At 63.7% G+C, this 22,065-nt stretch carries 19 protein-coding genes and 1 riboswitch; of the genes, 5 read left to right on the top strand and 14 right to left on the bottom strand.

What is annotated here, in order from left to right:
• Nucleotides 1-245: 245 nt before the first annotated feature.
• Together QRN51_RS02255 and QRN51_RS02250 are read left to right on the top strand one after the other, a co-directional pair.
• The gene (locus QRN51_RS02255) at nucleotides 246-2,753 is read left to right on the top strand and encodes a polysaccharide deacetylase family protein (RefSeq protein WP_284988446.1); all 2,508 of its coding nucleotides are present in this window, start codon (nucleotides 246-248) and stop codon (nucleotides 2,751-2,753) included.
• 839 nt (nucleotides 2,754-3,592) lie between these two features.
• Nucleotides 3,593-4,591, top strand: a complete 999-nt coding sequence (locus tag QRN51_RS02250; protein ID WP_284988445.1) for a S1C family serine protease — start codon at nucleotides 3,593-3,595, stop codon at nucleotides 4,589-4,591.
• Between the two features lie 66 nt (nucleotides 4,592-4,657).
• On the opposite strand, the gene QRN51_RS02245 is transcribed toward QRN51_RS02250, so the two are convergent.
• Both QRN51_RS02245 and QRN51_RS02240 read right to left on the bottom strand, forming a co-directional pair.
• Nucleotides 4,658-4,798, bottom strand: a complete 141-nt coding sequence (locus QRN51_RS02245) for a hypothetical protein (RefSeq protein ID WP_172465476.1) — start codon at nucleotides 4,796-4,798, stop codon at nucleotides 4,658-4,660.
• 114 nt (nucleotides 4,799-4,912) lie between these two features.
• Nucleotides 4,913-5,293: a hypothetical protein gene (locus QRN51_RS02240; protein WP_253257134.1), complete on the bottom strand. Its 381-nt coding sequence runs from the start codon at nucleotides 5,291-5,293 to the stop codon at nucleotides 4,913-4,915.
• A gap of 74 nt (nucleotides 5,294-5,367) precedes the next feature.
• On the opposite strand from QRN51_RS02240, the gene QRN51_RS02235 reads away from it, so the two are divergent.
• Entirely contained in the window at nucleotides 5,368-6,819 is a 1,452-nt protein-coding gene (locus tag QRN51_RS02235) for an MFS transporter (RefSeq protein WP_441432446.1), read from the top strand.
• A gap of 26 nt (nucleotides 6,820-6,845) precedes the next feature.
• Here QRN51_RS02235 and QRN51_RS02230 read toward each other — a convergent pair whose 3' ends face one another.
• From QRN51_RS02230 to QRN51_RS02200, 7 genes are all read right to left on the bottom strand, one after another.
• Nucleotides 6,846-7,559 carry a metal-dependent transcriptional regulator gene (locus QRN51_RS02230; protein ID WP_284988443.1) on the bottom strand — a complete coding sequence of 238 codons (714 nt, stop codon included), beginning with the start codon at nucleotides 7,557-7,559 and terminating at the stop codon, nucleotides 6,846-6,848.
• A 29-nt stretch (nucleotides 7,560-7,588) separates the two neighbouring features.
• On the bottom strand, nucleotides 7,589-8,365 hold the full coding sequence (locus tag QRN51_RS02225; protein WP_284988442.1) for a class I SAM-dependent methyltransferase: 777 nt from the start codon (nucleotides 8,363-8,365) through the stop codon (nucleotides 7,589-7,591).
• Nucleotides 8,366-8,416: 51 nt separating this feature from the next.
• A complete protein-coding gene (locus QRN51_RS02220; RefSeq protein WP_284988441.1) occupies nucleotides 8,417-9,829 on the bottom strand; it encodes an aminotransferase class V-fold PLP-dependent enzyme in 1,413 nt (470 codons plus the stop codon).
• Between the two features lie 35 nt (nucleotides 9,830-9,864).
• Nucleotides 9,865-9,977, bottom strand: a riboswitch (SAM riboswitch).
• Nucleotides 9,978-10,137: 160 nt separating this feature from the next.
• The gene (hisN, locus tag QRN51_RS02215; RefSeq protein ID WP_078108436.1) at nucleotides 10,138-10,950 is read right to left on the bottom strand and encodes a histidinol-phosphatase; all 813 of its coding nucleotides are present in this window, start codon (nucleotides 10,948-10,950) and stop codon (nucleotides 10,138-10,140) included.
• Nucleotides 10,951-11,009: 59 nt separating this feature from the next.
• Entirely contained in the window at nucleotides 11,010-12,125 is a 1,116-nt protein-coding gene (gene rsgA, locus QRN51_RS02210) for a ribosome small subunit-dependent GTPase A (protein ID WP_284988440.1), read from the bottom strand.
• A gap of 2 nt (nucleotides 12,126-12,127) precedes the next feature.
• Complete coding sequence (gene aroA, locus QRN51_RS02205; RefSeq protein ID WP_284988439.1) at nucleotides 12,128-13,522, bottom strand: 3-phosphoshikimate 1-carboxyvinyltransferase; 1,395 nt, start codon at nucleotides 13,520-13,522, stop codon at nucleotides 12,128-12,130.
• Between the two features lie 6 nt (nucleotides 13,523-13,528).
• Nucleotides 13,529-14,044: a DoxX family protein gene (locus QRN51_RS02200; RefSeq protein WP_059387593.1), complete on the bottom strand. Its 516-nt coding sequence runs from the start codon at nucleotides 14,042-14,044 to the stop codon at nucleotides 13,529-13,531.
• A gap of 217 nt (nucleotides 14,045-14,261) precedes the next feature.
• On the opposite strand from QRN51_RS02200, the gene QRN51_RS02195 reads away from it, so the two are divergent.
• The gene (locus tag QRN51_RS02195; protein ID WP_502870840.1) at nucleotides 14,262-15,101 is read left to right on the top strand and encodes a sigma-70 family RNA polymerase sigma factor; all 840 of its coding nucleotides are present in this window, start codon (nucleotides 14,262-14,264) and stop codon (nucleotides 15,099-15,101) included.
• Complete coding sequence (rsrA, locus tag QRN51_RS02190) at nucleotides 15,098-15,355, top strand: mycothiol system anti-sigma-R factor (protein ID WP_028264789.1); 258 nt, start codon at nucleotides 15,098-15,100, stop codon at nucleotides 15,353-15,355. The genes QRN51_RS02195 and rsrA overlap by 4 nt, the downstream gene beginning before the upstream one ends.
• A 79-nt stretch (nucleotides 15,356-15,434) precedes the next feature.
• On the opposite strand, the gene QRN51_RS23450 is transcribed toward rsrA, so the two are convergent.
• The 5 genes from QRN51_RS23450 to QRN51_RS02170 all read right to left on the bottom strand — a co-directional run bounded on the left by QRN51_RS23450 (nucleotide 15,435) and on the right by QRN51_RS02170 (nucleotide 21,756).
• Nucleotides 15,435-15,509, bottom strand: coding sequence for a 50S ribosomal protein bL37 (locus QRN51_RS23450; protein WP_369299106.1), 75 nt, complete (start codon nucleotides 15,507-15,509; stop codon nucleotides 15,435-15,437).
• 109 nt (nucleotides 15,510-15,618) lie between these two features.
• Nucleotides 15,619-16,233 carry a PadR family transcriptional regulator gene (locus tag QRN51_RS02185; protein ID WP_059387595.1) on the bottom strand — a complete coding sequence of 205 codons (615 nt, stop codon included), beginning with the start codon at nucleotides 16,231-16,233 and terminating at the stop codon, nucleotides 15,619-15,621.
• The gene (locus QRN51_RS02180) at nucleotides 16,233-17,081 is read right to left on the bottom strand and encodes a DUF4097 family beta strand repeat-containing protein (protein WP_284988437.1); all 849 of its coding nucleotides are present in this window, start codon (nucleotides 17,079-17,081) and stop codon (nucleotides 16,233-16,235) included. The genes QRN51_RS02185 and QRN51_RS02180 overlap by 1 nt, the downstream gene beginning before the upstream one ends.
• A 119-nt stretch (nucleotides 17,082-17,200) precedes the next feature.
• Nucleotides 17,201-17,800, bottom strand: a complete 600-nt coding sequence (locus tag QRN51_RS02175; protein ID WP_059387597.1) for a GDSL-type esterase/lipase family protein — start codon at nucleotides 17,798-17,800, stop codon at nucleotides 17,201-17,203.
• 143 nt (nucleotides 17,801-17,943) lie between these two features.
• Entirely contained in the window at nucleotides 17,944-21,756 is a 3,813-nt protein-coding gene (locus QRN51_RS02170) for a multifunctional oxoglutarate decarboxylase/oxoglutarate dehydrogenase thiamine pyrophosphate-binding subunit/dihydrolipoyllysine-residue succinyltransferase subunit (protein WP_284988436.1), read from the bottom strand.
• Nucleotides 21,757-22,065 lie beyond the last annotated feature (309 nt).

Here is a 22,065-nt window from a genome sequence, read left to right as displayed (position 1 = left end):
CCGGACGAAACCGAGTGGCGTGTCCGAAAGACAGGTAGCCGACACTCAAGTCGCTGTGTGGGAACGACAGTATTTTGGGGAGGGTCGATCACTTGTGGGTGTGGGTGGCCGGCAGTGAGAATGCCCGTTCCGGTTTCGTTCGGGCCATATCCGGGCAGGACATGGGGGACGAACCGCATTTGTGAAACGAGTTCGGTCCTATGAAACGATCAAGGCAGAATGACGCGCCAGTCCAAAATACTTCTGTGGGGGCAGACCGGTGGACGGTTGCCTCAGTGCCCGAGCGGGGCCAGCCGTGGAAAATACTCGAGTGGTGGAAAATTCTCAAGTCCCGTGGCACCGCAGCCACGGCCATCGGCACAGTGGTGCTTGTCCTTGCGACATTCTTCAACGCGGTCCTGCTGGCGCCGGCAGCCCAGGCGGCAAGCCTCGTCACTGTGACCCTTACTTTTGATGACGCCCACGTGGATCAGATGGCAGCCGCTGCCTACATGAATTCGAAGGGCCTTCACGGAACATTCTTCACTCCGTCAGGCTTCCTGAACTCTGACTCCCTGCACATGACGACTGCTCAGGCACTCGCGCTTCAGGCAGCGGGTAACGAGATCGGGGGGCACACGGTGACCCACCCCGACCTCGCCCAGGCTGACGCGGGTGAGGTTACCCGTCAGGTTTGCGATGACCGCACAAACCTGACGAACATGGGGTTGCGCGTAACGAACTTTGCGTACCCCTATGCCTCGTCCACCCCGGCCATAGAGACGATTGTCCAAAGTTGCGGCTACAACAGCGCCCGTGGATTGGGTGACATTGCAAGCCAGATCCCCGCATCGGCCGGCATGCCGCTCTCCGAAACCATGCCGCCAGCCGACCCATATCTGACGAAGGCACCGGACCAGATCGACAGCACGTGGACACTTCAGAACCTGAAGGACCTGACCCTCAAAGCCGAGCCCGGCGGCGGGTGGATGCAATACACCTTCCACCACATCAACATCGCGAACAATCCGCTCAACGTGAGCACCGCAAACTTCAATGCCCTCATTGACTTCCTGGTGGCCGAGCAGGCCGCAGGCCGGATCATTGTCAAGACCGTCGACCAAGTGATCGGCGGCACTGTCAAGACCAACCCGGCCGGGCCGCCGCCGCCGGCGCCCATCACCTCCGGAAATCTTCTCCGCAATCCCGGTTTTGAGACCGCCGGCCCCGTCGCCGGAGGGGCGCCTTCGTGCTGGGTTCCGGGAGGCTACGGCAACAACACCTACACCTACAGCACGGTAACCGGGGCCCACACCGGGACTGCCGCCGAACAACTGGTCATGACCACCTACCTGGACGGTGATGCCAAAATATTGCCACCGCTTGATACGGGCCAATGCACCCCGACCGTGACGCCGGGCAAGAAATACACGATGTCGGCCTGGTACAACTCGACGGCGAATACCCAATTCGAGCTCTACTACAGGCTGGGTCAGGGCAACTGGCAGTATTGGACGTCGAGTCCGCTCTATCCTGCCTCCGCGGCCTACACCCAGGTCACCTATACCTCTCCACCCGTGCCTGCCGGCGCCACCGCCATGACCATGGCACTGACCCTTACCAGCCTGGGAACACTGGTTACCGATGACTACAGCCTGACGGAAGCAGTATTGCCGCCCGGCGCGTTCGAGCCGTTGACCCCGATGCGCTTGCTCGACACGAGGACCAGCAGCGGCCCGGTGGCTCCCGACGGGACCGTCTCATTCCAGGTCGCTGGAGTGAACGGAATACCGGCAAGCATCGCCGCGGTGACGTTCAACCTGACGGTCGCGAACTCAACCTCATTCGGGTTCGTCACGGCCTACGCCTCCGGCACCGTGAGACCTAACGCATCGAACCTGAATTATGACACGGGACAAATTATCCCGAATAGCGTCACGGTTCCGGTCGGGGCCGACGGCAAGGTCACGCTGTACAACCGGTCCAGCGGCACGGCACAACTGATAGCAGACGTTTCCGGGTACTACGTCGCAGGAACAGCGGCCGCCGCGGGCGCATTCCAGCCGATCGCGCCAACCAGGTTCCTTGATACCAGGAACACCCCAACGCCCGTGGCTCCGAACGGCACCGTTTCGGTCCAGGTTGGGGGAGTGAGCGGAGTCCCGGCAAACGTGTCGGCCGTGACCTTCAACCTGACGGTCGCGAACTCGACGTCATTCGGGTTTGTTGCCGCCTATGCCTCGGGAACCCTGAGGCCAAATGCATCCAACCTGAACTACGCCACCGGGCAAATCGTCCCGAACAGGGTGACGGTCCCGGTCGGAGCGGACGGCAAGGTCATACTGTACAACCAGTCCAGTGGCACTGCGCAATTGATCGTCGACGTCTCGGGATATTACCTGTCGGGCGTAGCAACGCTCCCGGGTACGTTCGAGCCGATCGCCCCAACGAGGTTCCTTGATACAAGGAACGCCACGGCGGTGGCAGGGGACGGAACAATCTCCTTCCAGGTGGGTGGCGTGGGCGGAGTCCCAGCTACTGCCGCTGCGACGATTTTCAACCTTACGGTGGCCAACTCGACGTCCTTCGGTTTTGTCACGGCCTATCCCTCCGGGGCGGCACTCCCGAACGCGTCGAATCTGAACTACGCCACCGGCCAGATTGTCCCCAACAGCGTCACCATTCCAATTGGACCGGATGGCAAGGTCAATCTGTACAACCGCTCCGGCGGCACCGCCCAACTCATTGCGGATGTCTCGGGTTACTTCCTCTAACCACGGCGCACGAACAAACCGTCTCACTGAAAACACCCCGGTCTTCGGACCGGGGTGTTTTTCTTTGACGTTGTGCTTCTTTGCCTCGGATCGTGATCCCGCCGAAGATTCGACGTTCCATTCCCGGGTGATCTTAATGATTCGGACTTCGGGCCGCGGGCTCGTCATCCGAGTTCTCGACGTTGTCCGTTGAACTTCCAGGTTCCCCGTTGCGATGTTTGGCAGTGCTCTTGCGATCAACCAGCCTCAGTCGCCGGTGTCCAAAGACCATCACAACGGCTACCACTGCGGCTCCGATGAGGACCATCACGACCCAAATCCATTGTTGCCCGTCCACGTTCGCCCCAATCTCAGCCCGTCGGCTGCGTCCCGCTTTGTACTACGAAAGGCCGTTGCCCTGCCTGCCTAGGCCGGAAGGCGGGCCCGCTGAGGAGTCAGTCTTTCTCCTGATGGTTTGCGTAGGCGATGCACCGACCCCGGTTTTTGAACTGTGGGTAGTCCACTCAGCAAGCCCCCTTGCCTTATTGGCTGCGACCCCTCGCCGGTCTGAGCCCAGTCGTTGCAATCCGCCCATCTGTTGTCGCATGGACGCTGACCGACACCATAGGACTGCGGGCGGTTGCCGTCTTGAGTGGTCCCTACTTGTTTTCGGGGATTCGTACGCGACCGCTGTTGCGGTCCGTCGAGTGTGGTTGTTAACCAGTTCAAAGAAGGTAACGACGGCGGCACTCACCGTGTCGGCGTGCAGTGGCAGAGTTCACCCACGGCGTAGGACGGAACGGACTAACCGAAGCAGCGTATTCGTTGATATAGACACCACCGGTTACAGGAGGTGCACGATGAGTACGTTGCCGGAACAAGTTTTTCCCGAGGACATCCCTGACGCCCCGTCAGATGACGAAGCCTTGGACGCCTACTCGCGGACAGTGATGCACGTCGCAGAGACGGTCACGCCGCATGTTGCAGCTTTGGAGATGAGCAGCGCCCGCAGGAACGGCCAAGTCAGGATTGGAAGCGGATCGGCTGTCGTGTTCACGGGGGACGGCTACATGCTGACCAACGCCCACGTGGTCTCGGGTCTCCGCTCCGGGCGGGCAATCTTCGCTGACGGAACCCACACCGACGTCGAACTCGTCGGTGCGGATCCTTTGTCTGATCTCGCCATTGTCCGCGGGCGCCACACGCCGCCGCCGGCCATCCTGGGCAACGCGGAGTCGCTGCACGTAGGCCAATTGGTGATCGCCGTGGGCAACCCGCTGGGGCTGGCAGGATCAGTGACCGCAGGCGTCGTCAGCGGGCTCGGGCGCTCCATCCCGGTCAGGTCCGGACGGCACAGCAGGGTCATCGAGGACGTCATCCAGACCGACGCTGCGTTGAATCCGGGCAATTCCGGGGGAGCCTTGGCCGACACCCAGGGGCGGATCGTGGGAATCAACACTGCCGTGGCCGGCCTGGGCCTCGGACTTGCAGTGCCCATCAACACCACCACTCAGCGGATCATCGCCGCCCTGCTGAGGGACGGCCGGGTCCGCCGGGCATACCTCGGCTTGGTGAGCACCCCCATTCCTTTGGATGCGAGTGCGGTGATCCGGACTGGCCAGAAGGAGGCGCTGCGGGTGGTGGAAGTCATTGCAGGATCTCCGGCCGAGCGGGCAGGACTGCTCGCGGGCGACCTGGTCCTCAGTGCACAGTCGCGGGCGGTATCCAGCGCCGAGAGCCTTCAAAAGCTCTTGTTCTCGCAGGCCATCGGGGAACCGTTCCTGCTGACGGTCCTGCGCGACGGCAAAGTCGACGCGATTGTCGCAGTTCCCAGTGAAATGACTGACGCGGATTCATGAGGAGCCGCGGACCTGATGGAGCCAGTCCGCGAAAAAGCCGGAGCCAAGCTGGCTCCGGCTTTTTCGCTACTTCTTCCGCATCCTCAAATGGGCCACCGGATCCACTGCGGCGTCGGATTCGTGCTTGGCACGCTTCACTGCCCGTTTCTCCTTGATGGACTTGATGCTCTTCTTCGTCTCGTGCTGGTGAGGCGCTTTGTCAGGCATGTCATGCTCCCTAACTACGGATCTTCCCTGCAGATCCTGCAAAGAGGGTCCTGAAAGGCCCTCTCCTTGTAAGCTACGCCTGTTTCACCCGAAATCAACCGACAGCCGGACGGCCTAGTGGCCAGCCTTCGGAGCCGGGACGTCCACGACGCCCACGAACCGGGAGCCGATTCCTTCGTACTCGCTGCGGACTTCGCCGGGCAGGATTCCGGGAACCTCGCTGTTCCGGTGGTGGCCACAGAAGACGTAGGTGAACTCCGGCCACCATTTCTTGGGACGCGCGGCCTCTGTGTAGCCGCACACGACGCAGCTCAAGTGGACCCAGACAGGGCGCTTGCCGGTGCGGTTGGCGCGGGATTGGACGAGCCACTGGGGCGGATTGTCTTGCAGTTCGTTCAGCTCGGCTTGTGAAAGCCTGGAGGGGATGCCGTGGCGTTGGGCCATTTCCATCGAAATATCAAGGGCCAGTGCGGCGTCACGTCTGCTAATCACCATTCAACGATACGGGACTTTCGCCGCGGCAGGATCGGGCAGGAATCCGGACGGGAGCTGACAAGCAGGCGTAGGCTGTGCTCATGACCGACGCAGCGGCCCTGCAGCCAAGCACCCCGCTTCAAAAGCGGGTCCTTGTTGTGGCTATTGTGGCTTCCTTCATCGCCATTTTGGATGGCTTCGTGGTGAACCTCGCGCTCCCGGCGATTGGCCGCGAGCTGGGTGGTGGGCTTGTCATCCAGCAATGGGTGGTGGATGCCTACTTGTTGACCTTGGGCGCGCTGATCCTGGTCGCGGGATCCCTGTCCGACCACTTCGGCCGTGCACGCATCCTGGAATGGGGACTCGCCGGCTTCACCCTCACCTCCGTCACCTGCGGCCTCGCCTGGAACGGCGAGGTGCTGGTGGTATCGCGCGCCCTCCAGGGGATCGCCGGTGCCCTGCTTGTCCCGAGTTCGCTTGCCATGATCGTCACGTTCTTTTCCGGTCCCGCGCAGTCCAAGGCAATCGGCCAATGGTCCGGTTGGACCAGCGCGGCCGCCATCGTCGCGCCGCTGATCGGCGGCGCATCGGTCGATCTGCTGTCCTGGCGCGTCATCTTCTTCATCAATGTGATTCCGGCCGTCGCCGTCTGGCCGATCCTCGCCGGGCTGCGGAAGTCCGATGCCGCCACGGACACGAGCAAGAAGATCGACTACCTCGGCGCGTTCCTTGCCATGGTGGGACTCGGTGGCCCTGTCTACGCCTTCATCGAACAAGGGCGCATGGGCTGGGGCAACATGGTGGTCTGGATGCCGCTCGCCCTCGGAGCCGTCGGCCTGGTCCTCTTCCTGGTCCACGAGGCCAGGACCCCTGAACCGATGCTGCCCCTGAGGCTCTTCGGCATCCGAAATTTCGGCTGGGGAAACATTGCCACGCTCGCCATTTACGGCGCCCTGTCATTGGGCTTCTTCGCAGTGGGCATCTACTTGCAGCAGGTGGGAGGGATGAAGGCCACCACGGCGGGCATCGCGTTGCTCCCCGCGACGGTCCTCCTGATGCTCACGGCCTCATTCTTCGGCGGGCTGGCCGGCAAATACGGTCCGCGGTGGTTCATGACGGCCGGACCATTCATTTGCGGAATCGGTTTCCTCATGACCTTGGCCGTCCAGGAGCCCTTGAACTACTGGACGCAAGTGCTGCCCGGGCAGATCGTCTTCGGGATCGGCCTGAGCACCTTGGTGGCGCCCCTCACCGCGGCCATCCTCGGCGCGGTACCCACGGAAGAGGCAGGGATCGGTTCCGCAGTGAACAACGCTGTTGCCCGTATCGCAGGCCTGATCTGCATCGCGTTTGCCGGGCTCATCATCGGCCCGGTCTTCAGCCGCCAAGGCCTCATGAACGCCGTCGTGGTCACGGCCGTGCTGTTCTTCCTCGGGGCGGTGGCATCCGCCGTCGGGATCCGGAACCCGGTGCTGGGCGCTGCTGTAGTGGACTCTCCCGAAGGTCAAGCGCCCGACGACGGCGGGACGGCTGCCCAGCGCGCCTGAACAGCGCCTTCCACAACACAGCTTCGTTAGTGTTCAGCGAGGACGCAGCCGTCGTGTTCGACGTCGGTGGCCACCCAGAGCGCCGAGGCGACCTCATCCGCGAGATCATAGTCGCGGCTGCCCGGACCCTTTCCGATCCGGACCACCAGGGCACCACCGAACGGCTTGCGGCCAATCACCTGGATGCTGGCGTCGAGGTCGATTTCCTCTGCGGACAAGTACCGCAGCAACTCCGGGTTTTCGTCGCTGATCCGCGTGATCTTGCCGGAATGGCCGTCGTCGAGCTCGATCATGCGGTGCGCATGCGGCAGGCTCACCGAACCGTCCGCGGCAGGGATGGGGTCCCCATGGGGATCGCGTCCGGGGTTGCCCAGCTTGGTGGCCATGCGATCGATGAAGGTGTCCGAAACGGCGTGTTCGAGCATCTCGGCCTCGTCATGGACTTCGTCCCAGCTGTAGCCCAACTCCCTCACGAGGTAGGTCTCGATCAGGCGGTGGCGGCGGACCATGCCCAGGGCAAGCTGCATTCCCTGGGGGGTCAAGGAAATGGCGCTGTAGGGCTGGTGGTCCACCAGCCCTTGGTCCTTGAGCTTGCGGACCATCTCCGAGACGGAGGAATTGGCGACGCCGAGCCGTTGCGCGAGCTGTGAGGACGTGATGGGTTTGTCCTGCCACTCCGTGAAGGAGTAGATGACCTTGACGTAGTCCTCGATCGAGGAGGAGGGCGCACTGGTCTTCACGGTTCCAAGCCTATCGTGAACAGGCCGCATCAGGCTTTGCGCGCCCGCCAGCTCTGCGTGAGATAGGGCAAGGGGATGACCTCGCCCTCGGCATGGCCCAGATGCTCGAAAAGGTACCACTCGAGATTGCCCGTCACCTTGGCCCGGGTGGTCTCATTCGCCCTCAGGTAGTAACTGCGCGACTTCACGAGTTCGAGGATATCCGCCGGAGTCACGGGATCCTCCCAACGCGTCACATGGCTTTCGAGGCCCGTGAACTCCCGGCCCACCACAGGCCGGAAGTCCGGTTTGTGGACATCGCCGGCATGCATGATGCGAGACAAACGATGGACCCAGAGCACCGACGTGTCCAGCTGGTTCCAGATCAAGCCGATCACACCCTGGGGCCGAAGGATCCGGGCGATCTCGGTGCTGGCGGCGAGGGGATCGCACCAGTGCCATGCCTGGGCAACGCTGACGACGTCGAATGCTGAGTCCGCGAGTCCAGTTGCCTCGGCCGTGCCCTCCAGGGCGATCACTTGTGGATACGTTTTGCGCAGTTGCGTGAGCATGTCCGTGGAGGGGTCCACTGCGGACACCGCCAGCCCGCGCTCGACGAGGAGCGCTGTGAACTTTCCGGTGCCCGCGCCGATGTCTGCCGCGTCCCGCGCGCCTTCCGGCAGCAGCCAGTCAGCTGAATCCGCGGGGTATCCGGGCCGGACACGGTCATAGTGCTCTCCGCCGTCCTGGAAACTCTGACCGAGTTCAAGGCGCCGTTCCTCATAGAGCTTGGGGCCGGCTGACGTGCCTTTGGGTCGCGGGGCCACGCGGAAACTCCTTCGTAGGACAGGAAAAAATACCCTACGAATCTACCGCAATCAGTCGGTGCTGCACGGAGCTGCGCCCGCGGTCCCGGGAGTGTTGGGAGCCCATTCCGGGTAGCTGCGGTGATCGTTCGCGGGCACCCAACGGCCGGCGTCCACCACGTAGTCCCAACCGAGGCCATTGCTCTTGAGCGCCTGGATGCCCGCGATGAGCCGAGTGGCGTCTTCCAAACGCGATCCTACGCCGAAACTGGCCCGGAGGGATCCGGAGGGAAGACCGAGGCGCTTGAGCAGCGGGTGGGCGCAAAAGCGCCCGTCGCGCAGGCCAATGCCGTGCTCGGCCGCAAGATAGGCCGCCACAAGTCCGGCGTCGTAGCCCTGGAGCGAGAAGTTCACGACGCCGATGGTGTCCTCGGGATCGGTGTCGCTGAAGATCTGGTGCACGGTCACGCCGTCGATTTCCTTGAGGCCTTCGACCAGGTGCGAGCGGATGGCGGCCTCGTGGGCGTGCCATTCGTCGTGGTCGAGGCTGGCGATGACTTGTGTGGCCCGGGCGAGGGTGGCCGCACCGAGAACGTTCGGCGAGCCGCCTTCGTGCCTGGCCGGTCCCGTGGCCCAGCTGACGGAATCGAGGCGTGCCTCCCGGACGGCGCCGCCTCCTGCCAGGTGCGGCGTGCCGGCGTCGAGCCAGTCGGGACGGCCCACCAGGACTCCCGCGCCGAACGGGGCATAAAGCTTGTGCCCCGAGAAAACCAAGTAGTCGACATCCGCGGCGGCGATGTTGATGCGGCGATGCGGGGCAAGTTGCGCCGCGTCCACCACAATCCGCGCCCCGAATTCGTGGGCCAAGGCAGCTAGTTCCTTGATGGGCAGGATTTCGCCGGTCACATTCGACGCGCCGGTGACAGCCAGGAGGCTGACGCCACCATGGGAGAGGGCTGTGCGGACATTGGCTACGGTCTCCGACAAGGTTTCCGCGGCAACAATGCTTCGGTGGGGGACGCCTTGCCACGGCAGCAGGTTTGCGTGGTGCTCGATGTCCAGGTAAAGGACTTCGTCGGTGTGCTTGCCGTCTGTGACCGGCAGGCAGCCGGCCAGGAGATTGAGGGAATCGGTGGTGTTGCGCGTGAAAATGACGGAATCGTCCGGCCGTCCGCCAACAAAGTCACGGACGATGTTGCGGGCGTTTTCGTAGACGGAGGTGCTGATTTGGGAGGCGTAGCCTGCGCCGCGGTGCACACTCGCGTAGTACGGCAGGATCTCGTTGAGGTACGCGGAAACAACCGTCAGGGCAGGTGCGGATGCGCCGTAGTCAAGGTTGGCGTAGCGGATGTGGCCGCCCTGGATCAGGGGTGCCTGCAACTCCGCGCCGGTGACCGCGGCCAGCGGGCGGGATGCCCGAGGCAGCTGCTGTGCGGTTTCGTGGTGCTGCGAAAGAGCCGTAGAAGTAATTGTGGCTGTGCTCATGGGACCTCACTCAAGAGGGACCCCTGCGTGCAGGGGGTCCGCGCTTGCCGCATCCGTTCCGGACCGGCCGGGTCGTCACCCGGGGCACCCCGCCGCGATGGAGGGTTGCCGGCCAGCAAACCGGGGTTTCGCGCTGGCACTCGTGACCTGTAAAGAGAGTAGGACACCGGCGAGGCGGGTTCCAATGTGACCGCGATTGTTAAGCGGATTGTTACACCGCCCGAAAAATGTGCCTTCAGCCGAAGAAAAAGCAGCGGACGCCCCTAAAAGGGGGCGTCCGCCGTCGTTTATTCAGTGAACAGGAGGGGCTACAGAAGGTCGTCGAGTTCGGGGTTGAGCCTCTTGAGGACCTCGGAATGGAGGATCGAGTTCGTGGCGACGGCGTTTCCGCCGAAGGGGCCGTCCGCGCCATCCAGGGATGTGAAGCGTCCGCCGGCCTCGGTGACGATCGGCACCAAGGCGGCCATGTCGTAGACCTGGAGTTCCGGTTCGGCGGCGATGTCCACGGCGCCCTCGGCAACGAGACAGTAGGACCAGAAATCGCCGTACGCACGGCTGCGCCAGACATCGTTCTCGAGGCCCAGGAAGTTGTCCAGCTTCCCGTGCTGCTTCCACTCGGAAAGCTCGGAGTAGGAAAGCGAGGCGTCTTCGAGCCGGGACACGTTGGAAACTTTCAACCGGGTGGCGGCGGCCAGCGACCGGCCCATGTAGGCGCCGGAGCCCTTGGCCGCCCACCAACGCTTGCCGAGCGCCGGAGCGCTCACGAGCCCCACTACTACTTCGCCCTCGTCCACGAGGGCGATGAGCGTAGCCCAGACGGGTACGCCGCGCACGAAGTTCTTGGTCCCATCGATGGGATCGATGATCCAACGCCTGGAGCCGTGGCCCGTGCTGCCGAATTCTTCGCCGAGGACGGCGTCGCGGGGCCGGGAGCGGGAGAGCTGCCCACGGATTGCTTCCTCGGCGGCTTTGTCGGCATCGGTGACTGGGCTCAGGTCGGGTTTGGTCTCCACCTGGAGGTCCAGCGCCTTGAACCGCTCCATTGTCAGGGAATCGACGGAATCGGCCAGCACATGGGCCAGCCGTAGGTCGTCGTTGTAGCTCGAATCGGGTTGGGTCATGGTTCCAAACTACCGTCTATTCGCCGGTGAGCCGGGGAGGTAGGACGGCATGCGCTGAGTTAGTTGACCGTACCCAGTTCCTTGGCCTCTTGGGCTTCCATGCGCGGGTCCGCACCAAGGAGCCTGCGGAGCGATGCAAGGCGGGCGGGGCCGGCCTCGCCCGCGTGGCCTTCGGCGACCCAGGAATCCAGCCCGCATCGAACGGCGGAGGCATCGTGCTTGCAACCACGCTCGCACCTTTCCGTCCCCGGCTCCAGGTCCGGGAAGGCGTGCAGGATGCGGTCCGGGTTCACGTGGGCGAGGCCGAAAGAACGGATGCCGGGCGTATCGATGATCCAGCTTCCGCCAGGGGCGTCGCTGAGCTTCAGTGCGAGGGCAGAGGACGAGGTGTGGCGTCCGCGCCCCGTCACGGCGTTGACCCCGCCTGTGGCGCGCTCGGCCCCGGTGAGGGCGTTCACCATAGTGGACTTCCCGACGCCTGAATGGCCCAGGAGGACGGTGACCTTGCCGTCGAGGTAGTCCCGCAACTGGCCGACGGCGTCACTGTCGAGGCGGGCGGACAGGCCGTCGTCGGAGCGGGCGTCGATTCCGGAGGCGCCTGCGTCGGCCGTCCGGCTGATGATGATGGGGAAACCGAGGCTCACATAGTTGGCGAGTAGTTCCGTCGGATCCTTGACATCTGCCTTGGTGACGAGCAGCAGCGGCTCGATTCCGGCGTCGTACGCTGCCACCAAGGCGCGGTCGATGAATCCGGTGCGTGGTTCCGGATTGGCTGCCGCAACCACCACCACGAGCTGGTCGGCGTTGGCGACGACGGCCCGCTCGATCGGATCCGTGTCATCGGCACTTCGCCGCAGGAGGGTCTTTCGCTCCTCGACGCGCACGAGGCGGGCGAGGGTGTCCGGTGCTCCGGACACATCGCCGACGAGCGCTACGAAGTCTCCGGGAACCACAGGGGAGCGACGGAGCTCCCGGGCGCGGGCCGCGATGACGATGCGCTCGTTGTCCGAGCTTTCGCCCACGATCGCGGTGTAGCGCCCGCGGTCGACTGTGATGATACGCCCGATCACGGCGTCGTCGTGGCTGGGGCGGTCCTTCGTACGGGGTCGTGTGCCCTTCTTGTTGGGGCGGATCCGGACATCGGACTCATCCCAGGAGCGTGCGTCGCGAGCCATCGTCAGTTGCTTGTCTCCATTGAAACGGTGTCCGCGGCAGCTGCGCCGGCAGTGAGCATCGACGCCCAGATGTGCGGGAATTCCGGCATGGTCTTTGACGTCGTTGCGATGTCTTCAACCTGGACACCCTCGACGGCGAGCCCCAGGATGGCGCCCGCAGTAGCCATGCGGTGGTCGGCGTAGCTGTGCACGACGCCGGCGTGCAGCGCTGCGGGCCGGATCACCAGGCCGTCGCTGGTTTCCTCGGCGTCGCCGCCGAGCCGGTTGATCTCGGCGACCAGCGCGGCCAGCCTGTCCGTTTCGTGTCCCCGCAAATGCGCGATGCCGGTGAGCCTGGAAGGACCGGTTGCCAGGGCGCATAATGCCGCTACGGTAGGAGCGAGTTCGCTGGTTTCGTCGAAGTCCGCTCCCAGGATTTCCGGTCCGCCGGTGACCGTCAGTGTGCCGTTGTCCAGCGTGACGGTTGCACCCATGGTGGCGAGGATGTCCCGCCAAAGGTCCCCGACTTGCGTGGTGTTGGCCGGCCAGTTGGGGATGCGGATGGTTCCCTTCGTGGCCAACGCCGCGGCGAGGAAGGGACCCGCGTTGGAAAGGTCCTGCTCGATCCTCTCGTCGAACGCCTGAATGGTGCCGGGGGCGACCCGCCAATGGTTCGGCACGGAGTCATCCACCTGCACTCCGACGCCGCGCAGGACCGAGACGGTCATGTTGATGTGGTCGAGGCTCGGCACGGGCTTGCCGACATGCTCGAGGTGAAGGCCCTCATCGAACCGGGCGCCGACCAGCAACAGGGCGGAGACGAACTGCGACGAAGCGCTTGCGTCGATCACCAAGTGGCCGCCGCGGACAGAGCCTGTGCCGGAAACCTTGAACGGGAGGGAGTTCGCTGTATGCCCGTCGAGGCCGCTGACTTCCACTCCGAGTGTCCGGAGGGCTTCGATGATGGTGCCCATGGGACGAAGCCGCGCGTGGGGGTCGCCGTCGAACACCGAAGCGCCGTTGCGGAGGGCCGCGAGCGGCGGCACAAAGCGCATGACCGTGCCGGCCAGGCCACAGTCGATGGCGGTCTCCGACGCCGTGGCCGCGGGATCGATGGGGGTGACTTCAAGGTCCGGGCCGTAGTGTCCATCGCCGGGAACTTCGGTGATGGTGGCGCCAAGCTGGCGCAAGGCCTCGACCATCAAGGCGGAATCCCGCGAATGCAAGGGTGCCCGCAGCCTGCTTGGGCCGTTGGCCAAGGCCGCCAGGACCAGATAACGGTTGGTCAGCGACTTCGAGCCGGGAACCGTGACCGTGGCATCCACAGGGTGGCTGGCGAAGGGTGCCGGCCACAGGGGGAGTGCGGGCGCCGTGGCGCTTCCTGAATCGTCGGTCTGCGTGGCGGGGGATCCTGGCATGCTTCCTTATGCTCCAACTGCGTTGTCTACGGCCTTGCGGACGGCCCGGTCTGTCTTCTTGAACTGCTTGCCCGTGGCCTTCTTGGCGTCCATGGCGAGGTGTTCGGCACGCCATGCGAGGCTTGGTTTGCCCGCGGTGTCGACGGCGGCGAGGAAAACGCCACCCGTCAGCGAAATGTTCTTGAGCAACTGGGCGCGGCGAGCGAGCCGGCCTTCCTTGGTGCTGATGTCGGCAGAACGCCACTCGACAAAAGTGTTCAGGACCGAGATGCCGGCAAGCACGCTTGCCGAGAACCGGGAGCATTTGCCGAGTGCCAGCAAGGCGCCGGCGCCCACTTGCGCACCGCCGATGACCCTCGCCAGCGTCTTCTCGTCCGCCGGGAAAGGCAGTGACTCGGAAGCGCGGCGGAGCAGCGGAGAGAGCTGCTTGGCAGTGTCATCCGCGTTCTTGAGCTTGTCCAGCCCTGCGACGACAAAACTGGAAGCCAACATTGGCCTGGCGAGAAAACGGACGAGGGACATGTTTTGCCTCCTGGATGGCGTGCCACGGTGTTCAGGTGGTGCTGCGTTCAAGTGGTGCGGTGTTCACGGGGTGCAGTCGGATCTAGTCTTGCATCTTTGCGGAATATTTGCCCGGAGCTTGCCGTTGTCAGAAGAAGGTGCGGCATGGGCTGGACCTTGGATTGTGGCGTGTGTGTGGTGCCGCGCTTTGTCATGTCGTTTGAGTGGAGATGGTTTTTTGGCCTTGGTTAAGGACCGCGAGGGACACTTGGCGCTTGGGCGGGAGCTGCCAGGGGACTCCCGGAGGGTGACAGTAGACTTGGATGCAATGAGCACCATGGATCCGGCCGCAGCGGCCATGTACAAGGCAGCGACCGAAGTCACGGACGCAACGTCCGACGGCGACGCGACGGTTGAGTCCGACGTCGAGGTTGCGGTGGACTTCGCAACGGAGACCCCCGAACAACGGAGGGCGCGCTTCGAACGCGACGCGATGCAGTATGTCGACCAGCTTTATTCGGCCGCCATGCGCATGGCCAGGAATCCGTCCGACGCCGAGGACCTGGTCCAGGAGGCCTACACCAAGGCCTTCTCCGCCTTCCACCAGTACAAGCCGGGTACCAACCTCAAGGCGTGGCTGTACCGCATCCTGACCAATACGTACATCAACCTCTACCGGAAGCGGCAGCGCGAACCCTTGCAGTCGAATTCCGACACCATCGAAGACTGGCAGCTGGCGCGGGCGGAGTCCCATACGTCGGCGGGGCTGCGTTCTGCGGAGGCGGAGGCACTGGACCATTTGCCGGACTCGGACGTGAAGAGCGCCCTGCAGTCCATTCCGGAGGAATTCCGGCTCGCGGTGTACTTCGCTGACGTCGAAGGCTTCGCCTACAAGGAAATATCAGACATCATGAATACCCCGATCGGCACGGTCATGTCCCGGCTTCATCGCGGCAGGAAAATGTTGCGCGATCTGTTGGCGGACTACGCCGCAGAACGGGGAATCAGCGCCGGCGCGGAAGAAAAGGCCTTGGCCGTGGGCGCGGCCACAAGCAAAAAACAGGAGAAAAGGAAATGAGCTGCCAAGGATTGGGCGACTGCGACGATGCTCGGATGCAGCGTATCTACGAGTACCTCGACGGTGCGTTGACCCGCGAGGACATCGCAGAGATCAAGGTGCATCTGGAAGACTGCCCGGAGTGCACCGAGCAATACGACCTTGAGTGCGTCATTCGCACCGTGGTCAAGCGCTCCTGTACGGAAGCGGCTCCTGAGAATCTCAAGAACTCGATCCTGGACAGGATCCACGCTATGAAGTCCGTGGACGTCTAACAGCCTCAAACGGCAAGGGCCCCGGAAACCTGATGGTTTCCGGGGCCCTCCGCATTAAGTCTTACGCTAAGCCGCTGGCTTAGGTGTTGGGACGCTTGCCGTGGTTTGCGCCGCCGCGCTTACGGTCACGACGCTTACGTGCACGCTTGCTCATAGCTGGCCTCCTTAGATTCTTGATACTCAATAAAGCTGCCCTCCAGTCTCCCACATCACGGGGCCGCCCCGCGAACCGTGCCGGCCAACCGCGGAGGGAATCGGGGGACTCAGCCGCGCAGGGAATTCCGGATGGAGATCCTGGCCTGGTCCAGGACAGTGCGCACGGTCTCAAGGGCGACCGGAGTCAGGGCCTTGGAGCCGGCGTGCTGTCGCAGCTCCACCCGGATGTCATCACGGAAGGACTGGACCATCATTTCGGCTTCCTTCAGGATGCGGTGTCCCTCCGGAGAGTAGCTTCCGGCCCACGACTGGAAGTCCGCGGACTTCGCATTGGCTCGCGCGGCTTCGGCAGTCGCCGCCAGGTCTGCACGCAAGCCGCGCATGTTGCTGCGGATGTCGTCTCGGAGATTGTCGGCCAAGCGCCGCACGGAGGCGGAAATGTTGTCCTCGACGTCGGCCAGTTCCTGCCGTCGGCTGTTGAGTTCGGCCAGTCCGGCCGCGGTGATGGAGTAGTTGGTCCGGCGCCCGTCGCTGCTGGTGGCTACGAGTCCTTCTTCCTCGAGTTTGCCAAGGCGCGGATAGATGGTTCCGGCACTGGGCGAGTAGGTCCCGCCGAAGCGTTCGCCGAGGGCCTTGATGAGCTCGTAGCCGTGCTTGGGGCCTGATTCCAGGAGCGCCAGCAGGTAAAGCCGGAGGGCTCCGTGGGCAAAGACGGGCGGCATCAGGCTTCCTCTTCTCCGGGTGCTGAGTGCGTTGTTCCGGGGGCTGACGCACTGCCATGGATGATGGAGGTCTTTCCGGACACGGAATTGGTGCGTGCCACCATGAGCCGCTCGTCAGGGCCAACGATGGTCTGGACCCTTCCACCTGACTGGGCATAGAGCTGGTCATCGATCATCACGGTGCCACTTGCCGTCTTGGCCACGATGTCCACGCCCACGTCATGCGGAAGGCGGACAGTAAGGTCCCCTGAAATGGAGTTGGCTCCGAAATCCTGGGTGTAGCCGTGAAGGTCGAAGCTGAGGTCGCCGCTGACAGTATTGGCCCGGATGTTCTTGAAACGGCCCGAAGCCGTGACTTCGCCCGAGACGCTCTTGGCGGTCATGACGCCGTCGTGGTTTCGGGCGATGACTTCGCCGCTCACGGTGTTGACGTGAAGCTCGCCCCGCGTGCCGTCCGCGAGGACTGACCCGGACACCGTGTTGAGGCGGATATGGCCGGTGACTCCCGACACCATGCCGTCGCCGCCCACGGTTCCTGCTTCGACGTCGACGCCGGCTGGCAGTGCGATGCTAATGACGATCGTGTTGGTGCTGGTGTTGTTGACGGTCCCCATCAGGTTGCGGAACCAGCCCTGGGGGCCGTGCAACTGGTGGCGGACCTCGAGCCGGCCGTCAATGAGGCTGACGCTCAGTGGATCGCCGTCGATCTCCGAGACTTCGATCCTGGTGATCGCCTCGTCGTGCGTGACGACGTCGAAGCGACCCTTGACGATCCCCAGCTTGAGTGAGCGGACGCCGTCGACGTCGATGGTCTGCGGACCGGTAACGGTCCAGTTCTCTTCTGACATGGCCCCTCCATTGCTGCGCTACCATTGTCGCGATATATCGCGTTGATGAATTCACGATATATCGCGATATCGCGCTTGGCAATGGGTCCTGACTGCGGGAAGGGTGCCTCGGGCCCTGGCTATTCCGGCTGGGCGATCCTCAACCACTGGAACCAGCCGCGGTGCAACACGAGCCAGGCCATGAGCCCGTAGCCCGCTTGGCCCGGGGTGCCGCCATTCGCAGCGAGGTCGGTGCGCCACTGTTCGTGGTTGAGTAACGGCGAGAACGTGTCGACGTAGTGGTGGTTGCGGCGGGTGGTGACGTCCGCAAATGCGGCATTGAGTTCCGCGATCCGGCGGTTCTTGGCCGGGTCCAGCGTGGGTGGTGGACCGACGACGAATACTTCGATGTTGCTTTGGGACGCCCCGTCGAGGATATTGGCAAGATTGAGGCGGCTGCGTGCCGTGGAGACACCGAATTCGATGTCGCGGCCGGACAAACCGATCACGAGGCGGTTTTCGTGGACGTTGCTGAAGCGTCTCCCGGCTTCGTCGAGCCAGCGCGCCGCAAGGCCCTCCGTGCCCTCCATGGGGCAGGGAAGCGAGTAGCTCTCCACGGGAACGGAGTCCTGGGGAGTCCGCGCAAGAACCCTTCCGAGCCAGCCCAAGGCCCTGGGGTCACCGAGCCCGGCGAGTAGTTCATCACCAACAGCTGCGATGCGCAGCTTCCTGTCTTCCACGGTTACCTCTTCACCAAACGTTGCGGTCCTTGCACTGTGCCCGGCCGGGCGGCTGGATCACCGGGCACTTGTTCCATTAAACAGAACCGCCCGGCTGGAAGCGGGTATTGAACCTCCAGCCGGGCGGCCTTCTCTTTTGAGGGTTACTTGCGTTCGAATGCCTGCTTGAGCAACGTGGCCTGTTCAGCGCTGTGGCGCTTCATCGAACCGGCTGCCGTAGAGGCCGATGCCGGACGCGAAACGAGCCGGACCTTGCGGTCCAGTGCCTGCGGCAGGTTCAAGCCGATGAACGGCCACGGACCCTGGTTGGCGGGTTCGTCCTGCGCCCAGACGATGTCGGCGTTCGGGTACTTGGCCAGTTCCGCCTCGAGCTGGGCCTGGGGCAGCGGGTACAGCTGCTCCAGGCGGATGATCGCAGTCGACGTGTCGCCGGTCTTCTGCCGGTTCGCCAGAAGATCGTAGTACAGGCGGCCGGAAACCAGGATCACGCGGTCAACGCTCTGTGCCTGAAGGGGCTCGTGTTCGCCGATGACCGGCTTGAAGCCGCCCGTGGTGAAGTCCTCCACCGCTGAAGCCGCACCCTTGAGGCGCAAAAGCTGCTTCGGAGTGAAGATGATAAGCGGCTTGCGCGGACGGCTGTAAGCCTGCCGGCGCAACAAGTGGAAGTGCGAGGCGGCCGTGGTGGGGTTCGCCACGATCATGTTGTCCTCGGCACAAAGCTGCAGGAAGCGCTCGATGCGTGCGGACGAGTGGTCCGGTCCCTGGCCTTCGTACCCGTGGGGCAGCATGAGCACGAGCGAGGAACGCTGGCCCCACTTTTGCTCGGCCGAGGAGATGAATTCGTCGATGATGGTCTGTGCACCGTTGACGAAGTCACCGAACTGGGCCTCCCACAGCACCAAGGCGTCCGGGCGTTCCACGGAGTAGCCGTACTCGAAGCCCATGGCCGCGTATTCGGACAACAAGGAGTCGTAGATCCACAGCTTGGCCTGATCCCCGCTCAGGTTGCCCAGCGGCATCCATTCGCTGCCGTTGGCGCGGTCGTGGAACACGGCGTGACGCTGAACGAACGTGCCGCGGCGGGAGTCTTGGCCGGCGAGGCGGACGGGGACGCCCTCCATGACGAGCGAACCAAAGGCCGCGATCTCGCCGAAGCCCCAGTCGATGCCGCCTTCGCGGGACATCTGCTCACGCTTCTCCAAGAGCTGCTTGAGCTTGGAGTGGACCGTGAAGCCTTCCGGAATATCGAGGTGCGCCTGGCCGATCCGCTGCAGCATTTCGGCTGAAATGGCGGTGGTGGCCGGCGCGTTGGTGCCGAAGTCCGCCTGCTGGGCGATGGGACGCTCGATGTCCGACACCGCGGCGGAATCCGCCGTGATGATCGGGATAGGCGAAGTCTGTGCGGCGTGGGTCTCCGCGAAGACGCGTTCGAGGCGTTCCTGGTAGTCGCGCAGCAACTGTTCGGCTTCGTCCTCGGTGATGTCGCCACGGCCGATGAGGGATTCCGTGTAGAGCTTGCGGACGGAGCGCTTGGCTTCGATGAGGTTGTACATGAGCGGCTGCGTCATCGAGGGGTCGTCGCCCTCGTTGTGTCCACGGCGGCGGTAGCACACCATGTCCACAATGACGTCCTTGTGGAATCGCTGGCGGAACTCGTAGGCCAACTGCGCGATGCGCACCACGGCCTCGGGGTCGTCGCCGTTCACATGGAAGACCGGAGCCTGGATCATCTTGGCCACGTCGGTGGAGTACGTCGAAGAGCGCGACGACGACGGTGCGGTGGTGAAGCCGACCTGGTTGTTCACGATGATGTGGATGGTTCCACCGGTGCGGTAACCGCGCAGCTGGGACAAGTTGAGCGTTTCCGCGACAACGCCCTGGCCTGCAAACGCGGCGTCGCCGTGGACCATGATGGGCAGCACGGGGAACGCCTCGCCCTGGTCCAGCCGGTCCTGCTTGGCCCGGACAATGCCTTCAAGCACGGAGTCAACCGCTTCGAGGTGGGACGGGTTGGCGGCGAGGTAGACCTTGGTCTCATTGCCGTTGTCCGACGTGAACGTGCCCTCGGTGCCGAGGTGGTACTTGACGTCGCCCGAGCCCTGCACCGAGCGGGGGTCCTGGGTGCCTTCGAACTCGCGGAACACCTGGGCGTACGTCTTGCCCGCGATGTTGGTGAGCACGTTGAGGCGGCCACGGTGGGCCATGCCGATCGCGACTTCGTCGAGTCCGTCGTCGGCGGCGTCGGAAATGATGGTGTCCAGCAGCGGAATCAGGGATTCCCCGCCTTCGAGGGAGAATCGCTTCTGGCCCACGAACTTGGTCTGCAGGAAGGTTTCGAAGGCCTCTGCTGCGTTGAGCTTGGATACGATGCGCAGTTGCTCTTCGCGGCTCGGCTTGGAGTACGGGTGCTCCACCTGGTCCTGGAACCACTTGCGTTCTTCGGGTTCCTGGATGTGCATGTACTCAATGCCCGTAGTGCGGCAGTAAGCGTCGCGGAGGACGCCCAGGATGTCGCGGAACTTGAGCATCGGCTTGCCGCCGAATCCGCCGGTGGGCCACTCGCGGTCCAGGTCCCACAGGGTGAGGCCATAGGTCAGCACGTCGAGGTCCGGGTGCTTGCGCTGGACGTATTCGAGGGGGTTCGTATCTGCCATGAGGTGGCCGCGGACCCGGTAGGAGTGGATCAACTGCTGGATCCGGGCAACCTTGTTGATTTCGTCAGCGGGGTCGACCTGGAGGTCGGGGCTCCAACGGACGGGCTCGTAGGGAATGCGCAGCGCTTCGAAGATCTCGTCGTAGAAGTTCTGGGCACCGAGGAGGAGCTGGTGGACGAGCTTGAGGAACTCGCCGCTTCCGGCACCCTGGATGACGCGGTGGTCGTACGTGGACGTCAGCGTGAGGATCTTGCTGATGGCGTTCTGGGCGATGATCTTCTCGCTCGCGCCTTGCCACTCGGCCGGGTAGTCGAGGGCTCCGACGCCGATGATGGCGGCCTGGCCCTTCGAGAGCCGGGGCACGGAGTGCACGGTGCCGATGCCGCCCGGGTTTGTCAGGGACACGGTGGTGCCGGCGTGGTCGTCCGCCGTGAGCTTGCCGTTGCGCGCGCGCTTGATGAGGTCTTCGTAGGTGTGCCAGAACTCCGCGAAGTTCATCGTTTCGGCCTTCTTGATGTTGGGAACCATCAGGAGGCGCGTGCCATCGGGCTTGGGCATGTCAATGGCGATGCCGAAGTTGACGTGCGCGGGCTGCACGGCAACGGGCTTGCCATCCACTTCGTCGTAGTACACGTTCATCGACGGGAACTGGGACAGTGCGCGGACCACTGCGTAGCCGATGAGGTGGGTGAAGGAAACCTTGCCGCCACGGGCACGGGCAAGGTTGGAATTGATGACAACGCGGTTGTCGATCAGGAGTTTGGCAGGAACGGCCCTGACGCTCGTGGCGGTAGGAACCTCAAGGCTCATGACCATGTTGGACGCAATGGCCTTGGCCGGACCACGGAGGACGGAGACGACGTCCTCTTCCGGCGGGGTGGGAGCTTTGGTGCTCTTGGGAAGCTGTGCCGGAATCGGCTGGGACTGGCTGCCGTCGGATGGCTTCTGCGCGCCGTCCTTGGCGACAGTGGCCGGTGCCTTCTTGACCGGTGCCGCGGGAGCAGCCGGAACAGGTGCGGGGGCGGCGGGGGGAGCTGCCGGGGCAACCACGGGCGCGACCGGCGTCATTGCCGTTGCGGCGGCCTGTGCCACGACAGGAATTTCGCGAGTGGGAGGGTTGGCAGGGGCTGCTGATGTTCCGTTGGAAGAAGTGCCGTCAGCGGTATCGAAGGACTCGAAAAGCGGCCACCACTTGGCGTCGACCGAATTCTTGTCCTGTTGGTACCGCTCGTACAGTTCGTCAACGAGCCACTCGTTTCCGCCAAATTCCTCGGGTAGACGGTGGCTTGGCTGCTCTGGCACTTGAAATACGCCTCTTCCATGAGTGTTGATTTCCAGCTGGCCCGGGGAACTGCAGGGGGGTGCAAGGCGAGCCAGGGTCCGGGTCCCGCGAACTCAGACCCTAGCCAGTCTAGTGACGAGCGGCGGCTATCTGCCAATAGTGGTGACCTAAATCATGCTGAAGGCGGGATGGCCCGGCTTTTGCGTCCGGAGGGGGCTCTTCTTTCCCGGGATTTTCCGGTCGTTTGCTGCGTCGCAGAGCCCGGCTCAGGCCGGTGAAGTCGCGTGAAGCCGCGTCTCGGCCGGACTGTAGACTTGAATTCTTATGGA

This window comes from Arthrobacter sp. efr-133-TYG-120 (assembly GCF_030209785.1).
Taxonomy (GTDB): domain Bacteria; phylum Actinomycetota; class Actinomycetes; order Actinomycetales; family Micrococcaceae; genus Arthrobacter.
Note: the sequence above shows the minus strand (reverse complement) of the source record. Positions and strands in the feature narration are given on the sequence as shown.

What these genes read in the sequence shown, in the direction of transcription:
- rsgA (WP_284988440.1), bottom strand. Translation starts at nt 12,125, where the DNA reads ATGGCTCGCGACGCACGCTCCTGGGATGAGTCCGATGTCCGGATCCGC.
- aroA (WP_284988439.1), bottom strand. Translation starts at nt 13,522, where the DNA reads ATGCCAGGATCCCCCGCCACGCAGACCGACGATTCAGGAAGCGCCACG.
- QRN51_RS02240 (WP_253257134.1), bottom strand. Translation starts at nt 5,293, where the DNA reads ATGGTGATTAGCAGACGTGACGCCGCACTGGCCCTTGATATTTCGATG.
- QRN51_RS02200 (WP_059387593.1), bottom strand. Translation starts at nt 14,044, where the DNA reads ATGTCCCTCGTCCGTTTTCTCGCCAGGCCAATGTTGGCTTCCAGTTTT.
- QRN51_RS02245 (WP_172465476.1), bottom strand. Translation starts at nt 4,798, where the DNA reads ATGCCTGACAAAGCGCCTCACCAGCACGAGACGAAGAAGAGCATCAAG.
- QRN51_RS02185 (WP_059387595.1), bottom strand. Translation starts at nt 16,233, where the DNA reads ATGCCGCCCGTCTTTGCCCACGGAGCCCTCCGGCTTTACCTGCTGGCG.
- rsrA (WP_028264789.1), top strand. Translation starts at nt 15,098, where the DNA reads ATGAGCTGCCAAGGATTGGGCGACTGCGACGATGCTCGGATGCAGCGT.
- QRN51_RS02220 (WP_284988441.1), bottom strand. Translation starts at nt 9,829, where the DNA reads ATGAGCACAGCCACAATTACTTCTACGGCTCTTTCGCAGCACCACGAA.
- hisN (WP_078108436.1), bottom strand. Translation starts at nt 10,950, where the DNA reads ATGACCCAACCCGATTCGAGCTACAACGACGACCTACGGCTGGCCCAT.
- QRN51_RS02250 (WP_284988445.1), top strand. Translation starts at nt 3,593, where the DNA reads ATGAGTACGTTGCCGGAACAAGTTTTTCCCGAGGACATCCCTGACGCC.
- QRN51_RS02180 (WP_284988437.1), bottom strand. Translation starts at nt 17,081, where the DNA reads ATGTCAGAAGAGAACTGGACCGTTACCGGTCCGCAGACCATCGACGTC.